16 protein-coding genes are annotated in these 15,205 nt (G+C 72.0%); 10 read left to right on the forward strand and 6 right to left on the reverse strand.

All coding sequences use genetic code 11. The features are described 5' to 3' along the window. Positions 1 to 129: 129 nt before the first annotated feature. Both moeZ and HC031_RS10200 read left to right on the forward strand, forming a co-directional pair. On the forward strand, positions 130 to 1,308 hold the full coding sequence (gene moeZ, locus HC031_RS10195; RefSeq protein WP_167924985.1) for an adenylyltransferase/sulfurtransferase MoeZ: 1,179 nt from the start codon (positions 130 to 132) through the stop codon (positions 1,306 to 1,308). Positions 1,309 to 1,480: 172 nt separating this feature from the next. Further along, entirely contained in the window at positions 1,481 to 2,320 is an 840-nt protein-coding gene (locus HC031_RS10200) for a helix-turn-helix domain-containing protein (protein WP_167924986.1), read from the forward strand. Positions 2,321 to 2,329: 9 nt separating this feature from the next. Here the strand turns inward: HC031_RS10200 and HC031_RS10205 are convergent, their stop codons facing one another. Both HC031_RS10205 and proB read right to left on the reverse strand, forming a co-directional pair. Further along, positions 2,330 to 3,601, reverse strand: a complete 1,272-nt coding sequence (locus HC031_RS10205) for a glutamate-5-semialdehyde dehydrogenase (protein ID WP_338090592.1) — start codon at positions 3,599 to 3,601, stop codon at positions 2,330 to 2,332. Between the two features lie 77 nt (positions 3,602 to 3,678). After that, complete coding sequence (gene proB / locus HC031_RS10210; RefSeq protein WP_338090578.1) at positions 3,679 to 4,779, reverse strand: glutamate 5-kinase; 1,101 nt, start codon at positions 4,777 to 4,779, stop codon at positions 3,679 to 3,681. Positions 4,780 to 4,835: 56 nt separating this feature from the next. On the opposite strand from proB, the gene HC031_RS10215 reads away from it, so the two are divergent. Further along, positions 4,836 to 5,153 (forward strand): MGMT family protein, encoded by a 318-nt coding sequence (locus HC031_RS10215; protein ID WP_167925160.1) that lies wholly within the window; start codon positions 4,836 to 4,838, stop codon positions 5,151 to 5,153. Positions 5,154 to 5,180: 27 nt separating this feature from the next. Here the strand turns inward: HC031_RS10215 and HC031_RS10220 are convergent, their stop codons facing one another. After that, positions 5,181 to 6,698 (reverse strand): gamma-glutamyltransferase, encoded by a 1,518-nt coding sequence (locus HC031_RS10220; protein ID WP_338090579.1) that lies wholly within the window; start codon positions 6,696 to 6,698, stop codon positions 5,181 to 5,183. A gap of 124 nt (positions 6,699 to 6,822) precedes the next feature. Here HC031_RS10220 and HC031_RS10225 point away from each other — a divergent pair, with 124 nt between their 5' ends. Beyond that, positions 6,823 to 7,377 (forward strand): NADH-quinone oxidoreductase subunit B, encoded by a 555-nt coding sequence (locus tag HC031_RS10225; protein WP_167925162.1) that lies wholly within the window; start codon positions 6,823 to 6,825, stop codon positions 7,375 to 7,377. Between the two features lie 59 nt (positions 7,378 to 7,436). On the opposite strand, the gene HC031_RS10230 is transcribed toward HC031_RS10225, so the two are convergent. Further along, a complete protein-coding gene (locus HC031_RS10230; RefSeq protein ID WP_167924989.1) occupies positions 7,437 to 8,684 on the reverse strand; it encodes a hypothetical protein in 1,248 nt (415 codons plus the stop codon). Next, positions 8,677 to 9,249, reverse strand: a complete 573-nt coding sequence (locus tag HC031_RS10235) for a SigE family RNA polymerase sigma factor (protein ID WP_167925163.1) — start codon at positions 9,247 to 9,249, stop codon at positions 8,677 to 8,679. Before HC031_RS10235 ends, HC031_RS10230 begins: the two co-directional genes overlap by 8 nt. Before the next feature lie 181 nt (positions 9,250 to 9,430). On the opposite strand from HC031_RS10235, the gene HC031_RS10240 reads away from it, so the two are divergent. Then, positions 9,431 to 10,147 (forward strand): NADH-quinone oxidoreductase subunit C, encoded by a 717-nt coding sequence (locus HC031_RS10240; RefSeq protein WP_167924990.1) that lies wholly within the window; start codon positions 9,431 to 9,433, stop codon positions 10,145 to 10,147. A 1-nt stretch (position 10,148) separates the two neighbouring features. Then, on the forward strand, positions 10,149 to 11,111 hold the full coding sequence (locus tag HC031_RS10245; protein WP_167924991.1) for a complex I subunit 1/NuoH family protein: 963 nt from the start codon (positions 10,149 to 10,151) through the stop codon (positions 11,109 to 11,111). A gap of 3 nt (positions 11,112 to 11,114) precedes the next feature. Here HC031_RS10245 and HC031_RS10250 read toward each other — a convergent pair whose 3' ends face one another. After that, positions 11,115 to 11,678, reverse strand: coding sequence for a Uma2 family endonuclease (locus tag HC031_RS10250; RefSeq protein WP_167924992.1), 564 nt, complete (start codon positions 11,676 to 11,678; stop codon positions 11,115 to 11,117). Between the two features lie 77 nt (positions 11,679 to 11,755). On the opposite strand from HC031_RS10250, the gene HC031_RS10255 reads away from it, so the two are divergent. The 4 genes from HC031_RS10255 to nuoL all read left to right on the forward strand — a co-directional run bounded on the left by HC031_RS10255 (position 11,756) and on the right by nuoL (position 15,193). After that, on the forward strand, positions 11,756 to 12,364 hold the full coding sequence (locus HC031_RS10255; RefSeq protein ID WP_167924993.1) for a NuoI/complex I 23 kDa subunit family protein: 609 nt from the start codon (positions 11,756 to 11,758) through the stop codon (positions 12,362 to 12,364). 76 nt (positions 12,365 to 12,440) lie between these two features. Beyond that, positions 12,441 to 12,956 carry an NADH-quinone oxidoreductase subunit J family protein gene (locus tag HC031_RS10260; RefSeq protein ID WP_167924994.1) on the forward strand — a complete coding sequence of 172 codons (516 nt, stop codon included), beginning with the start codon at positions 12,441 to 12,443 and terminating at the stop codon, positions 12,954 to 12,956. After that, entirely contained in the window at positions 12,957 to 13,331 is a 375-nt protein-coding gene (gene nuoK / locus HC031_RS10265) for an NADH-quinone oxidoreductase subunit NuoK (protein WP_167924995.1), read from the forward strand. Continuing rightward, positions 13,328 to 15,193: an NADH-quinone oxidoreductase subunit L gene (gene nuoL / locus HC031_RS10270; RefSeq protein ID WP_167924996.1), complete on the forward strand. Its 1,866-nt coding sequence runs from the start codon at positions 13,328 to 13,330 to the stop codon at positions 15,191 to 15,193. Before nuoK ends, nuoL begins: the two co-directional genes overlap by 4 nt. The last annotated feature ends 12 nt before the right edge of the window (positions 15,194 to 15,205 follow it).

Genomic DNA, 15,205 nt, shown 5'->3' on the forward strand with positions numbered 1-15,205 from the left:
GCCCCGGGGCAGGCGCCCCCGGCGCCGGTGTCCCGCGTAGCGGACTGGTAACCGAGGTCACGTCAGCACCGCGTCCAGGCGCGGCAGAATGGGTGGACGGACAGCTCTCATCGAGGGAAAGGCACGCCCGTGTCATTACCACCGCTCGTCGAGCCGGCCGCCGAACTGACGATCGACGAGGTTCGGCGCTACTCGCGTCACCTGATCATTCCCGATGTCGGGATGGCGGGCCAGAAGCGGCTCAAGAACGCGAAGGTGCTGGTCGTCGGCGCCGGCGGCCTGGGCTCGCCGGCCTTGATGTACCTCGCCGCGGCCGGGGTCGGCACGCTCGGCATCGTCGAGTTCGACACCGTCGACGAGTCCAACCTGCAGCGCCAGATCATCCACGGTCAGTCCGACATCGGCCGGCCGAAGGCCGAGTCGGCGCGCGACTCGATCCGCGAGATCAACCCGTACGTGAACGTGATCGTTCACAACGAGGCGCTCAGCAACGACAACGTGCTGGAGATCTTCGCCCAGTACGACCTGATCATCGACGGGACCGACAACTTCGCGACCCGGTACATGGTCAACGACGCGGCCGTGTTCCTGAAGAAGCCGTACGTCTGGGGCTCGATCTACCGCTTCGACGGGCAGGCCAGCGTCTTCTGGGCCGAGCACGGCCCGTGCTACCGCTGCCTGTACCCGGAGCCCCCGCCGCCCGGCATGGTCCCGTCCTGCGCCGAGGGTGGCGTGCTCGGCGTGCTGTGCGCGTCGATCGGCTCGATCCAGGTCAACGAGGCGATCAAGCTGCTCGCCGGTATCGGCGAACCGCTGCTCGGCCGGCTGATGGTCTACGACGCCCTCGAGATGACCTACCGTTCGGTGCGTATCCGCAAGGACCCCAACTGCGCGGTCTGCGGTGAGAACCCGACCGTGACCGAGCTGATCGACTACGAGGACTTCTGCGGCTCGCTGTCCGACGAGGCGAGCGAGGCGGTCGTCGGCTCGACGATCACGGCGCCCGAGCTGAAGGAGTGGATCGACGCTGGTAAGTCGATCCACCTGGTCGACGTCCGTGAGCCCGCCGAGTGGGAGATCGTCCGCATTCCGGGTGCGACGCTCATCCCCAAGGGTGAGATCCTCGCCGGCAGCGCGCTCGCCGACCTGCCCCAGGACAAGCAGATCGTCCTGTACTGCAAGGCCGGCACCCGGTCGGCCGAGGCGCTCGCCGCGCTGAAGGCGGCCGGGTTCAAGGACGCGGTGCACGTACAGGGCGGGGTCTCGTCCTGGGTGAAGTCGGTCGATCCGTCGCTGCCGTCGTACTGATCGGGCGGCCCCTCCCGTCGTGACAGCGGCGGCCCCTCCTTCGAAGGAGGGGCCGCCGCTTTCGTATCCGTCCGTCCGATGTGCACGCACCGGTCGTGCCATTTCGGCAACGCACGACTTCTGATCGGCGAAAGTGTGATCTGCGTCGATGTGGCTGCGGCACACTGTGTCCATGCCTCCGCCCAGCCCGACCCTGCGGCGTCGACGCATCGCCGCCGAGCTCCGGAGACTTCGTGAAGAGCGCGGCCTGACCCTCGACCACGCGGCGCGCGAGCTGGGGGTGGCCCGGTCCACGATGTCCCGGATCGAGAACGCGCAGGTCTCGGTACGCCTGAGCGATCTGCGGACGCTGCTGGAGCTGTACGGCGTCCACTCCGACGAGGCGGCGTCCCTGGTCCAGGCCGCCCGCGACGCCCGCCTGCGGGGCTGGTGGCACGCCTACTCGGACGTGCTGCCGAGCTGGCACGAGGTGTACGTGGGCCTGGAGCAGGAGGCGTCGGAGATCTGCGTCTTCGAGGTGGCGCTCGTGCCCAACCTGTTGCAGACGGCCGACTACGCCCGCGCCGTCCTGCGGGCCGAACTGCCCGGCGCGCCGGCGACCGAGATCGAGCGCCGGACGGAGGTGCGGATGAAGCGCCAGCACGAGGAGGGCCGGTCCGCGCTGCGCGTGGTGCTCGACGAGGCGGCCGTCCGCCGGGTCGTCGGCGGGCCGGCCGTCATGCGCGCCCAGCTCGAACGCCTGGTCGCCGGGGCCGAGGCGCCCGAGCTCACGGTGCAGGTCGTGCCGTTCGGGGCCGGCGCGCACCCGTCGATGATCGGCTCGTTCTCGATCCTCGCCTTTCCCGAGCCGGTCGACCCGCCGGTCGTCTATGTGGAGAGCCTCACCGGCAGCCTGCACGTCGAGGGCGACGACACCGAGGTGTACGCGCGGACGTTCCGGGCGTTGCAGGCGGCGGCCCTGCCCGCCGCCGAGTCGCTCGAGCTGATCCGCGAAGCCGCCAAAGCGATGTGAGGCTCCCGGTCAGCGGACGTGCCCGGTGCCCAGTACCACGTACTTCGTCGAGGTCAGCTCCGACAGCCCCATCGGCCCCCGCGCGTGCAGCTTCTGCGTGGAGATGCCGATCTCGGCGCCGAACCCGAACTCCTCGCCGTCGGTGAAGCGGGTGGAGGCGTTGACCAGCACCGCGGCCGCGTCGACCCGGGTGGTGAACTCCTGCGCGGCCTCGACCGAGCCGGTCACGATCGCCTCGCTGTGCCCGGTACCGAACCGCGCGATGTGCCCGATCGCGGCGTCCAGCGACCCGACCACCGCCACCGACAGGTCCAGCGAGAGGTACTCGGCGCCGAAGTCCTCCTCGGTCGCCTCCAGCACCGGCACGCCGCGGCGGCCGCCGGCCTCGACCACGTCGGCGTCGCCGTGCACGGTCACCCCCGCGTCGCGCAGGGCCGGCAGCGCACGGGCCAGGAACGGCTCGGCCACCGCCCGGTGCACCAGCAGCGACTCGGCGGCGTTGCACACCGACGGGCGGGAGGTCTTCGCGTTGAGCAGGATCTCCAGCGCCATGTCGAGGTCGGCGGCGGCGTCGACGTAGATGTGGCAGTTGCCGACCCCGGTCTCGATGACCGGTACGGTCGACTCCTCGACCACCGACCGGATGAGCTGCGCGCCGCCGCGCGGGATGAGGACGTCGACCAGGCCACGGGCGCGCATGAGCTGCTTGACCGTCTCCCGGCTCGACGCCTCGACCAGCTGGACCGCGTCCGCGGGCAGGCCCGTCTCGCTCAGCGCGTCGCGCAGCACCCCCACGATCGCGGCGTTGGAGCGCTCCGCCGACGACGAGCCGCGCAGCAGCACCGCGTTGCCGGCCTTCAGACACAGGCCGGCCGCGTCGGCCGTGACATTCGGCCGGGCCTCGTAGACGATGCCGACGACGCCGAGCGGCACCCGTACCTGCCGCAGCACCAGGCCGTTGGGCAGCGTCGAGCCGCGTACCACCTCGCCGACCGGGTCCGGCAGGCCGGCCACCTGGCGCAGGCCACCCGCCATGCCCTCGATGCGGTACGTGTTGAGGGCGAGGCGGTCGAGCAGCGCCGCGCTCATGCCGGCGTCGCGGCCCGCCGTGACGTCCGCCTCGTTCGCCGCCAGGACCTCGGGCGCCCGCCGGACCAGCGCGTCCGCCATCGCCCGCAGCGCGGCGTCCTTGGTGGCGCGGGTGGCTGTCGCGATCGTCGCGGCCGCCGCCTTCGCCCGCCGCCCCTGTTCCTGCACCGACATCGTCTTCGCTCCCTCAATCCGTTGAGCGCACTCGAGCCTTCGAGAAGTACCAGTGTTCTAGAGAAGTACCAGTGTTCTAGAGAAGTACCAGTGTTCTAGAGAAGTACCAGGTCGTCCCGGTGGACAACCTCTCGTTCGTACCCCGGACCCAGTTCCGCCGCCAACTCCCGCGTGGAGCGACCGAGCAGCCCGGGAAGTTCGGTGGCGTCGAAGTTGACCAGGCCGCGGGCCACCGGCCGGCCGTCGCCGTCCACCAGGTCGACCGGGTCGCCGGCCTCGAACCGGCCGTCGACCGCGGTGATGCCGGCCGCCAGCAGGGAGGCCCGGCGATCGACCACCGCCCGTACCGCACCCGGGTCCAGGTGCAGGCGGCCCCGCGGCGAGGTGGCGTGGGCCAGCCAGAAGAGGCGGGCGGCGGGCCGTTCGCGGAGCCGGTGGAAGAGGGTGCCGACCTCTTCGCCGGCCAGGGCCGCCGCCGCCTGGTCGGCCGAGGTCAGGATGACCGGAATGCCAGAGTTGGTGGCGATACGAGCGGCCTCGACCTTCGTCACCATCCCGCCGGTGCCGACCCCGGCTCGGCCGGCCTTGCCGATGGAGACGCCGACGAGATCCTCCTCGTCGCGGACCTCCGTGATCTTTTTCGTGCCCGGCTTCGCCGGATCGCCGGTGTAGAGCGCGTCCACGTCGGACAGCAGGACGAGCAGGTCGGCGCGTACCAGCGCGGCCACCAGCGCGGCCAGTCGGTCGTTGTCGCCGAACCGGATCTCCTCGGTGGCGACCGTGTCGTTCTCGTTGACGATCGGAACCGAGCCGAAGTCGAGCAGGCGGCGCAGGGTCCGGTACGCGTTGCGGTAGTGCGACCGCCGGGTGACGTCGTCGACGGTCAGCAGAACCTGACCCACGGTCCGCTCGTGCCGCGCGAAGGACGCCGTGTACGCCTGCATGAGCAGCCCCTGCCCGACGCTGGCCGCGGCCTGCTGGGTGGCCAGGTCACGCGGGCGCCGGGGCAGTCCGAGCGGGGCGAGGCCGGCGGCGATCGCGCCGCTGGACACCAGTACGGTCTCGGCGGGGTGCGCGGCGAGCGCGTCCACCAGCGCGTCGACCCGCTGGTGGCACAGCCCACCGGCGGCAGTCGTCAACGACGATGAACCGACCTTGACCACGATCCGGGTAGCAGCGGTGACCTGTACGCGCACGGAGCCCATTGTTGCTCTTGGCGCGTTTCGATCAGCGTCGGGATCCCATATCGTGGCTGGTCGTGGACGACTACGTCGAAGATGTGCTCGCCCTGGTCGAGCGCATCCCGCCCGGCCGGGTGATGTCCTACGGGGCGATCGCCGACTGGGTGGGGCGGGGTGGTCCGCGGCAGGTGGGAGCGGTGATGGCCCGCTACGGCGGCCCGGTGCCGTGGCATCGGGTGGTCGCCGCGAACGGCCGGCTACCGCCCGGCCACGAGACCGAGGCGCTGCGCCGGCACGCCGCCGAAGGCACGCCCATGCGCGGCGAACGCGTCGACATGCGGCTCGCCGCCTGGTACCCGCCCGATCTTGGACACTTGCGACACCTATAGGTCGCATAAGTGTCCAAGATCGGCGGGTTAGGCGAGGCGGCCGACCCCGCCGCGCCGGGGATCGCCGGCCGCGCCCGCGTGGCCGACCGCGCTCGCCCCGCCGAAGTAGTGGTCGACACGGTCCCACCAGCGCACCTCGTAGCCGGCCGCGACCAGCGCCGCCACCTCGTCGGCCGGGTAACCGGGCTCGACGTGGGCGACGGGCGCGCCGCCGGCCAGATCGGCCACCACGTGGAACCGTGGCTGGCTGATCGCGGCGGTCATGTCGGCGCCCTTGACCAGGACGTTGACAAGCGTGTGCAGCAGGGCCGTACGGATGCGGGACGCGCCCGCGGAGCCGGCCGCGATCAGCAGTTCGCCGTCGTCGTCGATGACTACCAGCGGGCACATCATCGACGACATGCGCTGGCCGGGCACCGGCTCGCCGGTGATCAGCTCGCCTTCGCCGAGCATCGAGTTGAGGTGTACGCCCAGCCCCGGCAGCCACACCCCGGAACCGAGGCCGAGCGTCATCGTGATCACACAGGCGTTGCCCTCGAAATCGACGACGGAGATGTTGGTCGTGTCGCCCACCCGCTGCGCGCCGTGGTTGAGCAGCGCGCCGGCCAGCGCGACGGCCCGCTCGCCGGCCGAGAGCCCGGGCAGGTCGGCCGGCAGCGCCGCGATGGTCGGGATGGTGTTGTTGAGGTCACGGCGGGCGTACACGCCGGCGCCGGCCAGCGGGGCGCGCTCCACGGGAAGCTCCAGCACCCGGTACCCGGCCAGGTCGGCCGGGCCGATCGTGCCACCGCCGGCGCGGACCGTCTTGACGAGTTGGTCGCCGATCCAGCCGGTGTAGAACACGGCCGGACCCTCCGTCGCGAGCGCGTCGAGCGCGACGTCGAGACCGGGATGGAAGAGCAGGTCCCCGCCTTCGAGCAGCTTGCCGCCGGGGGAGTAGATCGTCGCCCCGACGCCCGGGACCATCGCGGGCGCGATGGAGATCAGCGTACGGGCCTGCGCCGCCGGCAGCACCACGCCGCTGCGGGCCAGGCTCACCGCCGGGGTCACCACGCGGTGCCACGGCAGCCGGCCCCACCGCCGGTGCACCTCACCGACGCCGGCCGGCAGCCCCGGAACCGCGACGCTCGACTCGCCGATCTCGTAGCTCATCGGGACGCCCCCGAACACCACCTCGATCGGCGCCATCGGCCCCGGCGTCACGTCACCGTCGAGGCCGGGTACCGCACAGAAGAAGTCCAGGCAGGTCACCGACCCGGAAGCGGCGTCGTAGTAGGTCGCGAAACCGCCGCCGGTGATGCCGGTGAGCACGCTCTCGGCGACGCACCCCGCGAGCACCGCCGCGACGGCCGCGTCGGCGGCCGAACCGCCCGCGTGCAGTACGCGCAGGCCGACCTCGGCGGTGGCCGGGTGACCGGCCGCGACACCGGCGGGCACGGGCTTCGCCTCCAATCGCTGCCGGCGGCGGCAAACTGCGCCGACCACCGCGGAGCCGTCAGGGGACACCGGACCGGCGGGACGGGGCGCCAGTGCACTAGTGCTCACGGCGGGCAGCGTAAAACCATCCCACCGTCATCGGGGAGGTCTGCCGGCCAAGCAAGGATGTCAGGCGGGGAGATCGTGGCCTTTCGGCCGGTACCGGCCGTGGTTAACTGGCGTTGTGACCGCATTGCCTGGTGTCCTCGGTGAGCCCATCCGCTTCGTGCTGAACTGGGGCCGCCGGTACTCGCTGTGGGTCTTCAACTTCGGGCTGGCCTGCTGCGCCATCGAGTTCATCGCCACCTCGATGGGGCGGCACGACTTCATCCGGCTCGGGGTCATCCCGTTCGCCCACGGGCCGCGCCAGGCCGACCTCATGGTGGTCTCCGGGACGGTCACCGACAAGATGGCACCCGCGATCAAGCGGCTCTACGACCAGATGCCCGAGCCCAAGTACGTGATCAGCTTCGGTTCGTGCAGCAACTGCGGCGGACCGTACTGGGACTCGTACTCCGTGACCAAGGGCGTCGATCAGATCATCCCGGTCGACGTCTACGTGCCCGGCTGCCCGCCGCGCCCGGAGGCGCTGCTGCACGGCATCCTGCGCCTCCAGGAGAAGATCGCCGGCGAGCAGGCCGGCGTGGGCGGGGTCGCCCGCCCCGACCTGGGGGTGGCCACCGAACGGAAGGTCCAGCGGGACGTGGCGGCGCTGTCCGCGCCGCCGGTACGCCCGCCGCAGCCATAGTCGGGCGCGGGCGGCCCCGCCGGGACCGCCCGCACCATCCTGCCGAGGTGGCGTGGTGATCAGTCGACGCGGCTGACCTTGAGGGCCGCGCTGTTGTTGGTGTCGGCGGGCGACTCCGTTAGTGACGTCCCGCTTGCCGCCAGCATCGTCACCTCGGCGCTCCAGGTCGCGTCGGAGCGCGGTGCGGTCGGGATCACCTGGTCGTTGGCCTGAGGCGAGTCGAACTGGAACGTGTACGTCACCGATGCGCCGGGAGCGAGCGGCGTGAGATCGCGGCAGCCGAGAGCCTTGGCGGAGCCCGTACCGCCGTACTCGCACTTGCCGAGGTTCGTGAACGTCTCGACGGCCGCGGGCTGACTGCCGTTGACGTAGGGGGACACGGTCAGATCCATCCCTTGTACGGTGAACGGTCCGACGTTGCGGACAGTGACGGTCGTGCTGCCGTGCCGTACGCCGTTCGACAGCGGGCCGAGCGTGACGTCCGTCGCGGTGATCGACAGATCGGGTCGCCTGGGGAACGCGGTCGGGCCGTCGACCTGGTGGAAGCGCTGGCCGTCCCAGGCGTACCGGCGCCACTGGTGGATGACCTGATCCTGGTGGACGCCGCAGCACACGGATACGTCGCCGACCTGGACGCTTACCGACCCGTCGGCCTCTCCGCGCACGTCGAACATGTGCTGGATGCTCGCGTCCTCCCTGACCACCTGGCCCAGCGTGACGATGTCGCCTGCGGAGTTCCGGTCGAACACGGCCACCTGGTAGTCGACCCGGGCGAGGGCGCAGCCCAGCAGCGCGACCGTCTCCTGCGCGCCGTCGTGGTCGACGTCCGCGTAGACCACCTTCCAGATCATCGTGACCGCGGTGTGGTCGTTGACCTGCCTGGTCTGACCGCCCGTGAACTTCTGTCGCTTCGTGGCGCACTGGTTGCCCTGCGCCGGCCAGGCCGGTATGTCGAGGGTGGCGTCGCCCAGTTCGTCGGGGCTGATCTTCCCGTCCGGCGCGGGCGGGGCGGTCGACGCGGACGCGGACGGCGACGCCGACGGCGAGGCGGACGCGCTGGGCGAGGTCGACAGGCTCGGCCGGACCGCCGGCGGCCCGCTGTCGGACCGGCCGACGAGCGCGTACGCGGCGACGGGTACGGCGAGGACCAGCGCGGCCATCGCTCCGATCACGCCGGCTCGGGTGGCGCGCCGGCGACGGGCGATGGCCCGTACCCCGGCGACGTCCTGTGGCGGTACCGCCGTGAGCGCGTCGGTGTGGAACTGGGAGAACGCCTCCCGGAGCGTCAGATCGTCGAACTCAGACATCGGGTACCTCCGCGCGGGGGTCAGCCAGGGCGGCGGCCAGGGCCGCCCGGCCACGGTGCAGCCAGGACTTCACGGTTCCGGCGGCGACGCCTTCCTGGGCGGCGATGTCGGCCACGGACATGTCGGAGAGGTAGTGCAGGATCACCGCGCGCCGCTGCGTCGCGGGGAGCGTCGCCAGGGCGGCGGCCAGGGCGACGCGGTCGGGGGTGGGGCCGTTCACGTGCTCCTCCCGCTGCCTGCGGGCGAACGCGCGGAAGGTGCGTAGCTGCCGCCACCGGCTGGTGGCGAGGTTCCAGGCCACCCGGCGCACCCAGGCGGTCGGATCGTCGTAGGTGCGCAGCTTCTCCCAGCGCGGTAGCGCCCGGGCGAACGCCTCCTGCACCACGTCCTGCGCCTGTGCCATGTCGCCGGTGTACGCGTACAGCTGCACGATGAGCCGGTCGAAGTGGGCCGCGTAGAACTGGTCGAAGCTGACCGCCGGCTCGGCGGTCGTCGCACGGCGTACCGGCCCCAGCCGTGCGGCCGGCCCCGCGTCCGGTCCGCCACCCTCGGCGGCGAACTGCATAGTGGTCATCCTCGGTCCTCCCCGGGAAGCTCGTCGAGCCAGACACGCACGCCGCACCCGATCGGTTGCGGTGGATCCGGCTGCGCACCGGCCCCGCTCGGCCGCCGACGGGCCGGGTCGGCACATCGGAACGCGGGATAGCGATGCCGTCGGCGGCGTCGGCGGCCCATAGGATCGGCGCATGACACCGGAAGAAGTGGGCGCCCGGATGTCGGGACTGCTGGGTGGAGACGGCGACGACGCGCCCGTCGTCTCCGTCTCCGGTGGCAACGGCTGGGCGCGGGGCACCGTCGACGTGCCGCCGTCCCGCTGGCACGACGCCCTGCGGGCCGCCCGCGACGACGCCGAGCTCGGATGCGACTTCTTCGACTGGCTGTCGGCCGTCGACGAGCTGGACGCGGGCTTCCGGGTGGTGGCTCATCTGTGGTCGACCACGCGGCGGCACGGCGTCCTCGTCCGGACGCTGATCGGCGGGGACGCGCCCGCGATCGCGTCGGTGGTGGATCTCTACCCGGGCGCGGCGTGGCACGAGCGCGAGACCCACGAGATGTTCGGCATCGACTTTCCCGGCCACCCGGGGTTGACACCCCTGCTGCTGCCCCCGGAGTTCGAAGGCCACCCGCTGCGCAAGGAGTTCGTGCTCGCCTCCCGGGTCGCCAAGCCCTGGCCCGGTGCCAAGGAGCCGGGAGAGAGCCACGACACGACGGCCGCGAAGCGCCAGCCGATGCGGCCACCCGGCGTGCCCGAGCCGGGTACGTGGGGGCCGCACGCCGGCGAGGAGCCCGCCCGGCCCGCACGCGCGCCGCGCGAACGTCCGGCGCGGCCCGCACCTGGCCGGGCCGAACGGCCGGAGCGCCCGGAGGCGGACGGCGGCGCCGGCCCGGACGGGGAGTCCTGACATGCCTGTCTGGCTCGAGCTGGTGTTCCGCGTCGTCGCGGTGTTCGTCGCGTTCCTCACCCTGCCGCTGATCGTCGGCCAGACCGAACACAAGGTCATGGCGCACATGCAGGGCCGGCTCGGCCCGATGTACGCCGGGGCCTTCCACGGCTGGGCCCAGCTCGTGGCGGACGGGATCAAGTTCGTGCAGAAGGAGGACGTCACTCCCCGGGCGGCGGACCGGGCGGTCTTCCGGCTCGCCCCGATCGTGTCGCTGCTGCCGTACCTGCTGGTGCTGCTCGTCATCCCGCTCGGGCCGCACGGCCTGGTGGCCCAGCCGCTCGACATCGGGCTGTTCTTCGTACTGGCGGTCGTCGGGATCGGCGTGGTCGCGGTGCTCATGGCCGCCTGGTCGTCGGCCAACAAGTACGCGCTGCTCGGCGGTCTACGCGCGGCGGCTCAGCTGCTCGGGTACGAGCTGCCGTTCGTCCTGGCGGCGGCAAGCGTGGCGATGGCGGCCGGCACGCTGAGCCTGTCCGGCATCGTGCGCGCCTGGCAGCCGTGGTGGCTGGTGTGGCAGCTGCCGGCTCTGCTGATCTTCTTCACCGCTGGCCTGGCCGAGATCCGCCGCCCCCCGTTCGACATGCCGATCGCCGAGTCCGAGCTGGTCTTCGGTTACCTGACCGAGTACACCGGGCTGCGGTTCGCGTTCTTTCTGCTCGCCGAGTACGTCGGGATCGTGGTCGTCGCCGCGCTCACCACGGTGCTGTTCCTCGGGGGTTGGCGGGGCCCGTTCGCCGACGCCCAGCTCGGCTGGCTGTGGACGCTGCTGAAGGTGTTCGTCGTCTCGTTCGTGATCATCTGGGTCCGGGTGTCGTACCCCCGGCTGCGCGAGGACCAGCTGCAGCGGCTCTGCTGGCTGGTGCTCGTACCGTTGGCGCTCGGCCAGCTGCTGCTGACCGCCGCCGTGAAACTGATGATCTGAACGTCAGGGTGTGATCTCGTCGATCGGAATCTTGATCGGCCACGGCACCGGGACGTCGATCGTGTTCCGGAACTCGCCGGTCAGCCGGTAGACCTCCTCGACGAGGTCGAGCCGGTAGGTCGAGACCTCGATGCCGCCGTCGGTCTCCACGCGCCAGTAGTACGGGATCCCGGCGGCGGCGTACAGCGCGGGCTTGGTGATGCGGTCCATCAGCAGCGACGTGGGCGCGACGACCTCGATGGCGATCAGGATCTCGCGGGGTACCAGCCACCGGGACGGGTCGACACACCGGTCGCCGATGACCACCGCCACGTCGGGGATGAAGCACCGCTGGTCGCCGAAGCGGACCGTGACGCCCTGGGTGACGCTGTGACCGGGTGGGCAGAGGACGCCCATCCGCGTGCCCAGCAGCGCGCCGACCGCCTCGTGGAACGGGCCGGGCGCCGGTTCGACGAGCACCACGCCATCGATCAACTCCCGCCGGTGCCCGCTCGGGGCCAACCGGCGAAGGTCCTCAGCGGTCCAGCCGGCAGGCGGCGGATCGGCCCAGTCGGTCGGTGACGTCATAGGACTCGCACGCTACTCCCTGGTCGTACGGTGGGTGCGGCTCGCATCCGGCGTGGTTGTGCGGGCAGGATGGGTGCATGAGCGGTGTACCAGGAGGCGGGCTGGCCAAGGGTCTGGCGGTCACGTTGAAGACGATGACCAAGAGGGCACATACCCACCAGTACCCGGATGTAGAGCCCGACCTGCCACCGCGCTCCCGTGGCGTCATCGCGCTGCTGGAGGAGAACTGCACCGTCTGCATGCTGTGCGCCCGGGAGTGCCCCGACTGGTGCATCTACATCGACTCCCACAAGGAGGAGGTCGTCGTTCCGGGCGCGGCCCGGCCGCGCCAGCGCAACGTGCTCGACCGGTTCGCGATCGACTATTCGCTGTGCATGTACTGCGGCATCTGCGTCGAGGTCTGCCCGTTCGACGCGCTGTACTGGTCGCCGGAGTTCGAGTACGCCGAGTACGACCTGCGCGACCTGTTGCACGAGAAGGACCGGCTGGGCGAGTGGATGCCCACCGTGCCCGCGCCGCCCGCGCACGACCCGAACGGCGAGCCGGCCAAGGAGGAGACGACGGCGGCGAAGAAGGCCGCCGCACCCGCGCGGACCGCCGCGCCCCGGCCGGGACCCACAAGCGGACCGGGGCCCGCGAGTCGGCCGGGGCCGGCGGCTCCGCCCGCTGCTCCGCCGGCGGAGTGATGATCATGATCACTGCTTTCGCGAAGTAACGATCTCGAGGCACCGGCCGACTACCGGTTGATGGCAGGATGTCGCCATGGGTATCGAGCCCGTGGACGTACTGCTCGCCGCGCTTGGCGCGATCGCGCTCGGCGCCGGCGCTCTCGTCGTCTCGACCCGCCACATCGTGCGCGCGGGCCTGTGGCTGGTCGTGGCGCTGGGGGCGATCGCCGGGCTCTACCTCGTCCTCACCGCCGAGCTGGTCGCCTGGGTGCAGGTGCTGCTCTACGTCGGAGCGGTCGTCGTGCTGCTGTTGTTCGCGGTGATGCTGACCCGCGCGCCGATCGGCGCCAGCGAGGACCTCGACCGGCCCCGCTGGGCCGGCCTGCTCGTCGGCGGCGGGGCGGGGCTGGGGCTGGCGGCGCTACTGATCGACGCGTACCGGTGGAGCCGGGTACCGCTGCCCGGGCAGGGGACCGGGGCCGCCCCGATCGGCACCGAGGTGTTCCGGACCTGGGTACTGCCGTTCGAGGTGCTGTCGGTGCTGCTCCTCGCGGCGCTGATCGGCGCGATCGTGGTGTCGCGCCCGGACATCGGCCGGCGGGAGAGCTGAATGCACCCGGTCATCCCGTACGTGGCCGCAGCCGGCCTGTTCGGCCTGGGCTGTTACGGCGTGGTCGTACGCCGCAACGCCGTCCTGCTGCTCATGGCCGTCGAGCTGATGCTCAACGCGGTCAACCTGATCTTCGTCACCGCCGACGCGAACGTCCGCGCGGCGCTACCGCACAGCGGGCAGGTCTTCGCGCTGTTCGTCATCGTGCTGGCGACCGCCGAGATCGGCGTCGGCCTCGCGATCGTGCTCCAGCTGTACCGGCTGCGCCAGAGCGTCGCGGTCGACGAGGTGCCGCTGGGCGAGCGCAACGACGGCCCGGACCGCAACGGGCCCGCCCGGCACACCGCGCCCGGACCCGGTGGAGCCGCCCGATGAGCCCCGGCGCGCAGACGGCAGCGGGAGCGCTGCTTCCGGCCGTACCGTTTCTCGCCGCCCTGATCGGGCTGCTGGTGCCGAGGGCGTCGCGCGCGGTGGCCGCGGCCCTCGGGATCGTCGGCGCGGCGGTCGCGTTCGTCGTCGCGGTCGTCCTGGCCGTCGCCGTGCACGCGCCCGTGGAGACGTTCCGGCGCTGGGCCGACTTCGGCGATCTGCAGGTGACGATCGGCGTCCGACTCGATCCGGTCGCGGCGCTGGTCGCGGTGGCCGTCGCGACCGTGGCGCTGGCCGTACAGATCTACTCGACCGCGTACCTGGCGGCCGACGACCGGTACCCGCCCTACGCCGCGCAGGTGAGCCTGTTCACCGCGGCGATGCTGCTGGTCGTCGTCGCCGGGGACCTGATCGAACTGCTGGTCGGGTGGGAGGTCATGGGCATCTGCTCGTACCTGCTCATCGGCCACGACCGGTGGCTGCCGGAAGCGCCCCGGGCGGCGGTCAAGGCGTTCCTGGTGACCCGGTTCGGTGACGTCGGCTTCCTGCTCGGCATCGCCCTGCTGGGGGTGAAGCTCGGCAGCTTCCGGATCACCGAGGTGCTGGCGGGCGCGTCGCGGCTGTCCGTCGGCGAACTGACCGTCATCACGCTGCTGCTGCTCGCCGGGGTGGCCGGCAAGAGCGCGCAGTTCCCGCTGCACACGTGGCTGCCCGACGCGATGGCCGGCCCGACGCCGATCTCCGCCCTGATCCACGCGGCCACCATGGTCGCGGCCGGCGTGTACGTGGTGGCCCGGCTGTTCCCGCTGTTCGGCCGCGCGCCGGCGACCCTCGCGACGCTCGCCGTGGTCGCGGCGATCACGATGCTGCTCGGCGCCCTGGCCGCCTGCGCGCAGGACGACATCAAGCGGGTACTGGCCTGGTCGACGGTCAGCCAGATCGGGTACATGACCGCGGCGCTTTCGGTCGGCGCGCCCCCCGCCGCGCTGTTCCACCTGCTCACCCATGCCGCGTTCAAGGCGCTGCTGTTCCTCGCCGCCGGTGCGGTCATCCACGCGGTCGGCACCAACGCGATGGCCGCCCTGGGCGGCCTGCGCCGCCGCCTGCCGGTCACGTTCTGGAGCATGACGATCGGCCTCGCGGCCCTGGTCGGCGTGCCGCCCTTCGCCGGCTTCTGGAGCAAGGACGAGATCATCGCGGTCACCTGGGCCGGGCACTCCGGCGGCCCGGCCCCGGCCTGGGCCGCCTGGCTGGTGTGGGCCTCCGCCGTGCTCACCGTCGGCGTCACCGGCTGGTACGCGACGCGGCTGTGGCTGCGTACCTTCTTCGGCGCGCCGCGCGGACCGGCGGCCGAGCATCCGCACGAGCCGCCGGCGGCGATGTCCCTACCGGTGCTCGTGCTGGCGGTGCCGAGCGCGCTCCTCGGTTTCGTGGGGCTGGTACCGGGCTTCGTGCACCGGCTCGGCTTCGACCGTCCGGTCCAGCTGACCGTCGCCATGCTCGTTCCGCTGCTGTTCGCCGCGGCCGGGGTGGTGACCGCGTGGCTGCTGTGGCGGCGCGATCCGAGCGCCGACCCGGTCGCCGCCCTCGGCCCGGTCCGGCCGGTGCTCGCCGCGGCGTTCTACGTCGACGCCGTGCAGGACGCGCTGGTCGTACGCCCGGCGATCGCGTTGAGCCGGGCCGTGCGTCGCACCGACGAGACCGTCGTGGACGGCGCCGTCGAGGCCACCGGACGGGGCGCCGAGGACCTCGGCGCGCTGCTGGGCCGCGCGCACCGCGCCGCGCTGCCCCGGGCGGCCACCGCCGTACTCGTCGCCGCCGTCCTGTTCGGACTGGCCGCCGCGATGATCTTCGGAGGTGCCCGGTGACCGTCGCAGCCG

This window comes from Planosporangium thailandense (genome assembly GCF_011947195.1).
Classification (GTDB): domain Bacteria; phylum Actinomycetota; class Actinomycetes; order Mycobacteriales; family Micromonosporaceae; genus Planosporangium; species Planosporangium thailandense.

Coding starts and splice junctions, on each gene's coding strand:
- HC031_RS10200 (WP_167924986.1), top strand. CDS start 1,481: ATGCCTCCGCCCAGCCCGACCCTGCGGCGTCGACGCATCGCCGCCGAG.
- HC031_RS10230 (WP_167924989.1), bottom strand. CDS start 8,684: ATGTCTGAGTTCGACGATCTGACGCTCCGGGAGGCGTTCTCCCAGTTC.
- HC031_RS10235 (WP_167925163.1), bottom strand. CDS start 9,249: ATGCAGTTCGCCGCCGAGGGTGGCGGACCGGACGCGGGGCCGGCCGCA.
- HC031_RS10240 (WP_167924990.1), top strand. CDS start 9,431: ATGACACCGGAAGAAGTGGGCGCCCGGATGTCGGGACTGCTGGGTGGA.
- HC031_RS10245 (WP_167924991.1), top strand. CDS start 10,149: ATGCCTGTCTGGCTCGAGCTGGTGTTCCGCGTCGTCGCGGTGTTCGTC.
- HC031_RS10250 (WP_167924992.1), bottom strand. CDS start 11,678: ATGACGTCACCGACCGACTGGGCCGATCCGCCGCCTGCCGGCTGGACC.
- HC031_RS10255 (WP_167924993.1), top strand. CDS start 11,756: ATGAGCGGTGTACCAGGAGGCGGGCTGGCCAAGGGTCTGGCGGTCACG.
- HC031_RS10260 (WP_167924994.1), top strand. CDS start 12,441: ATGGGTATCGAGCCCGTGGACGTACTGCTCGCCGCGCTTGGCGCGATC.
- nuoK (WP_167924995.1), top strand. CDS start 12,957: ATGCACCCGGTCATCCCGTACGTGGCCGCAGCCGGCCTGTTCGGCCTG.
- nuoL (WP_167924996.1), top strand. CDS start 13,328: ATGAGCCCCGGCGCGCAGACGGCAGCGGGAGCGCTGCTTCCGGCCGTA.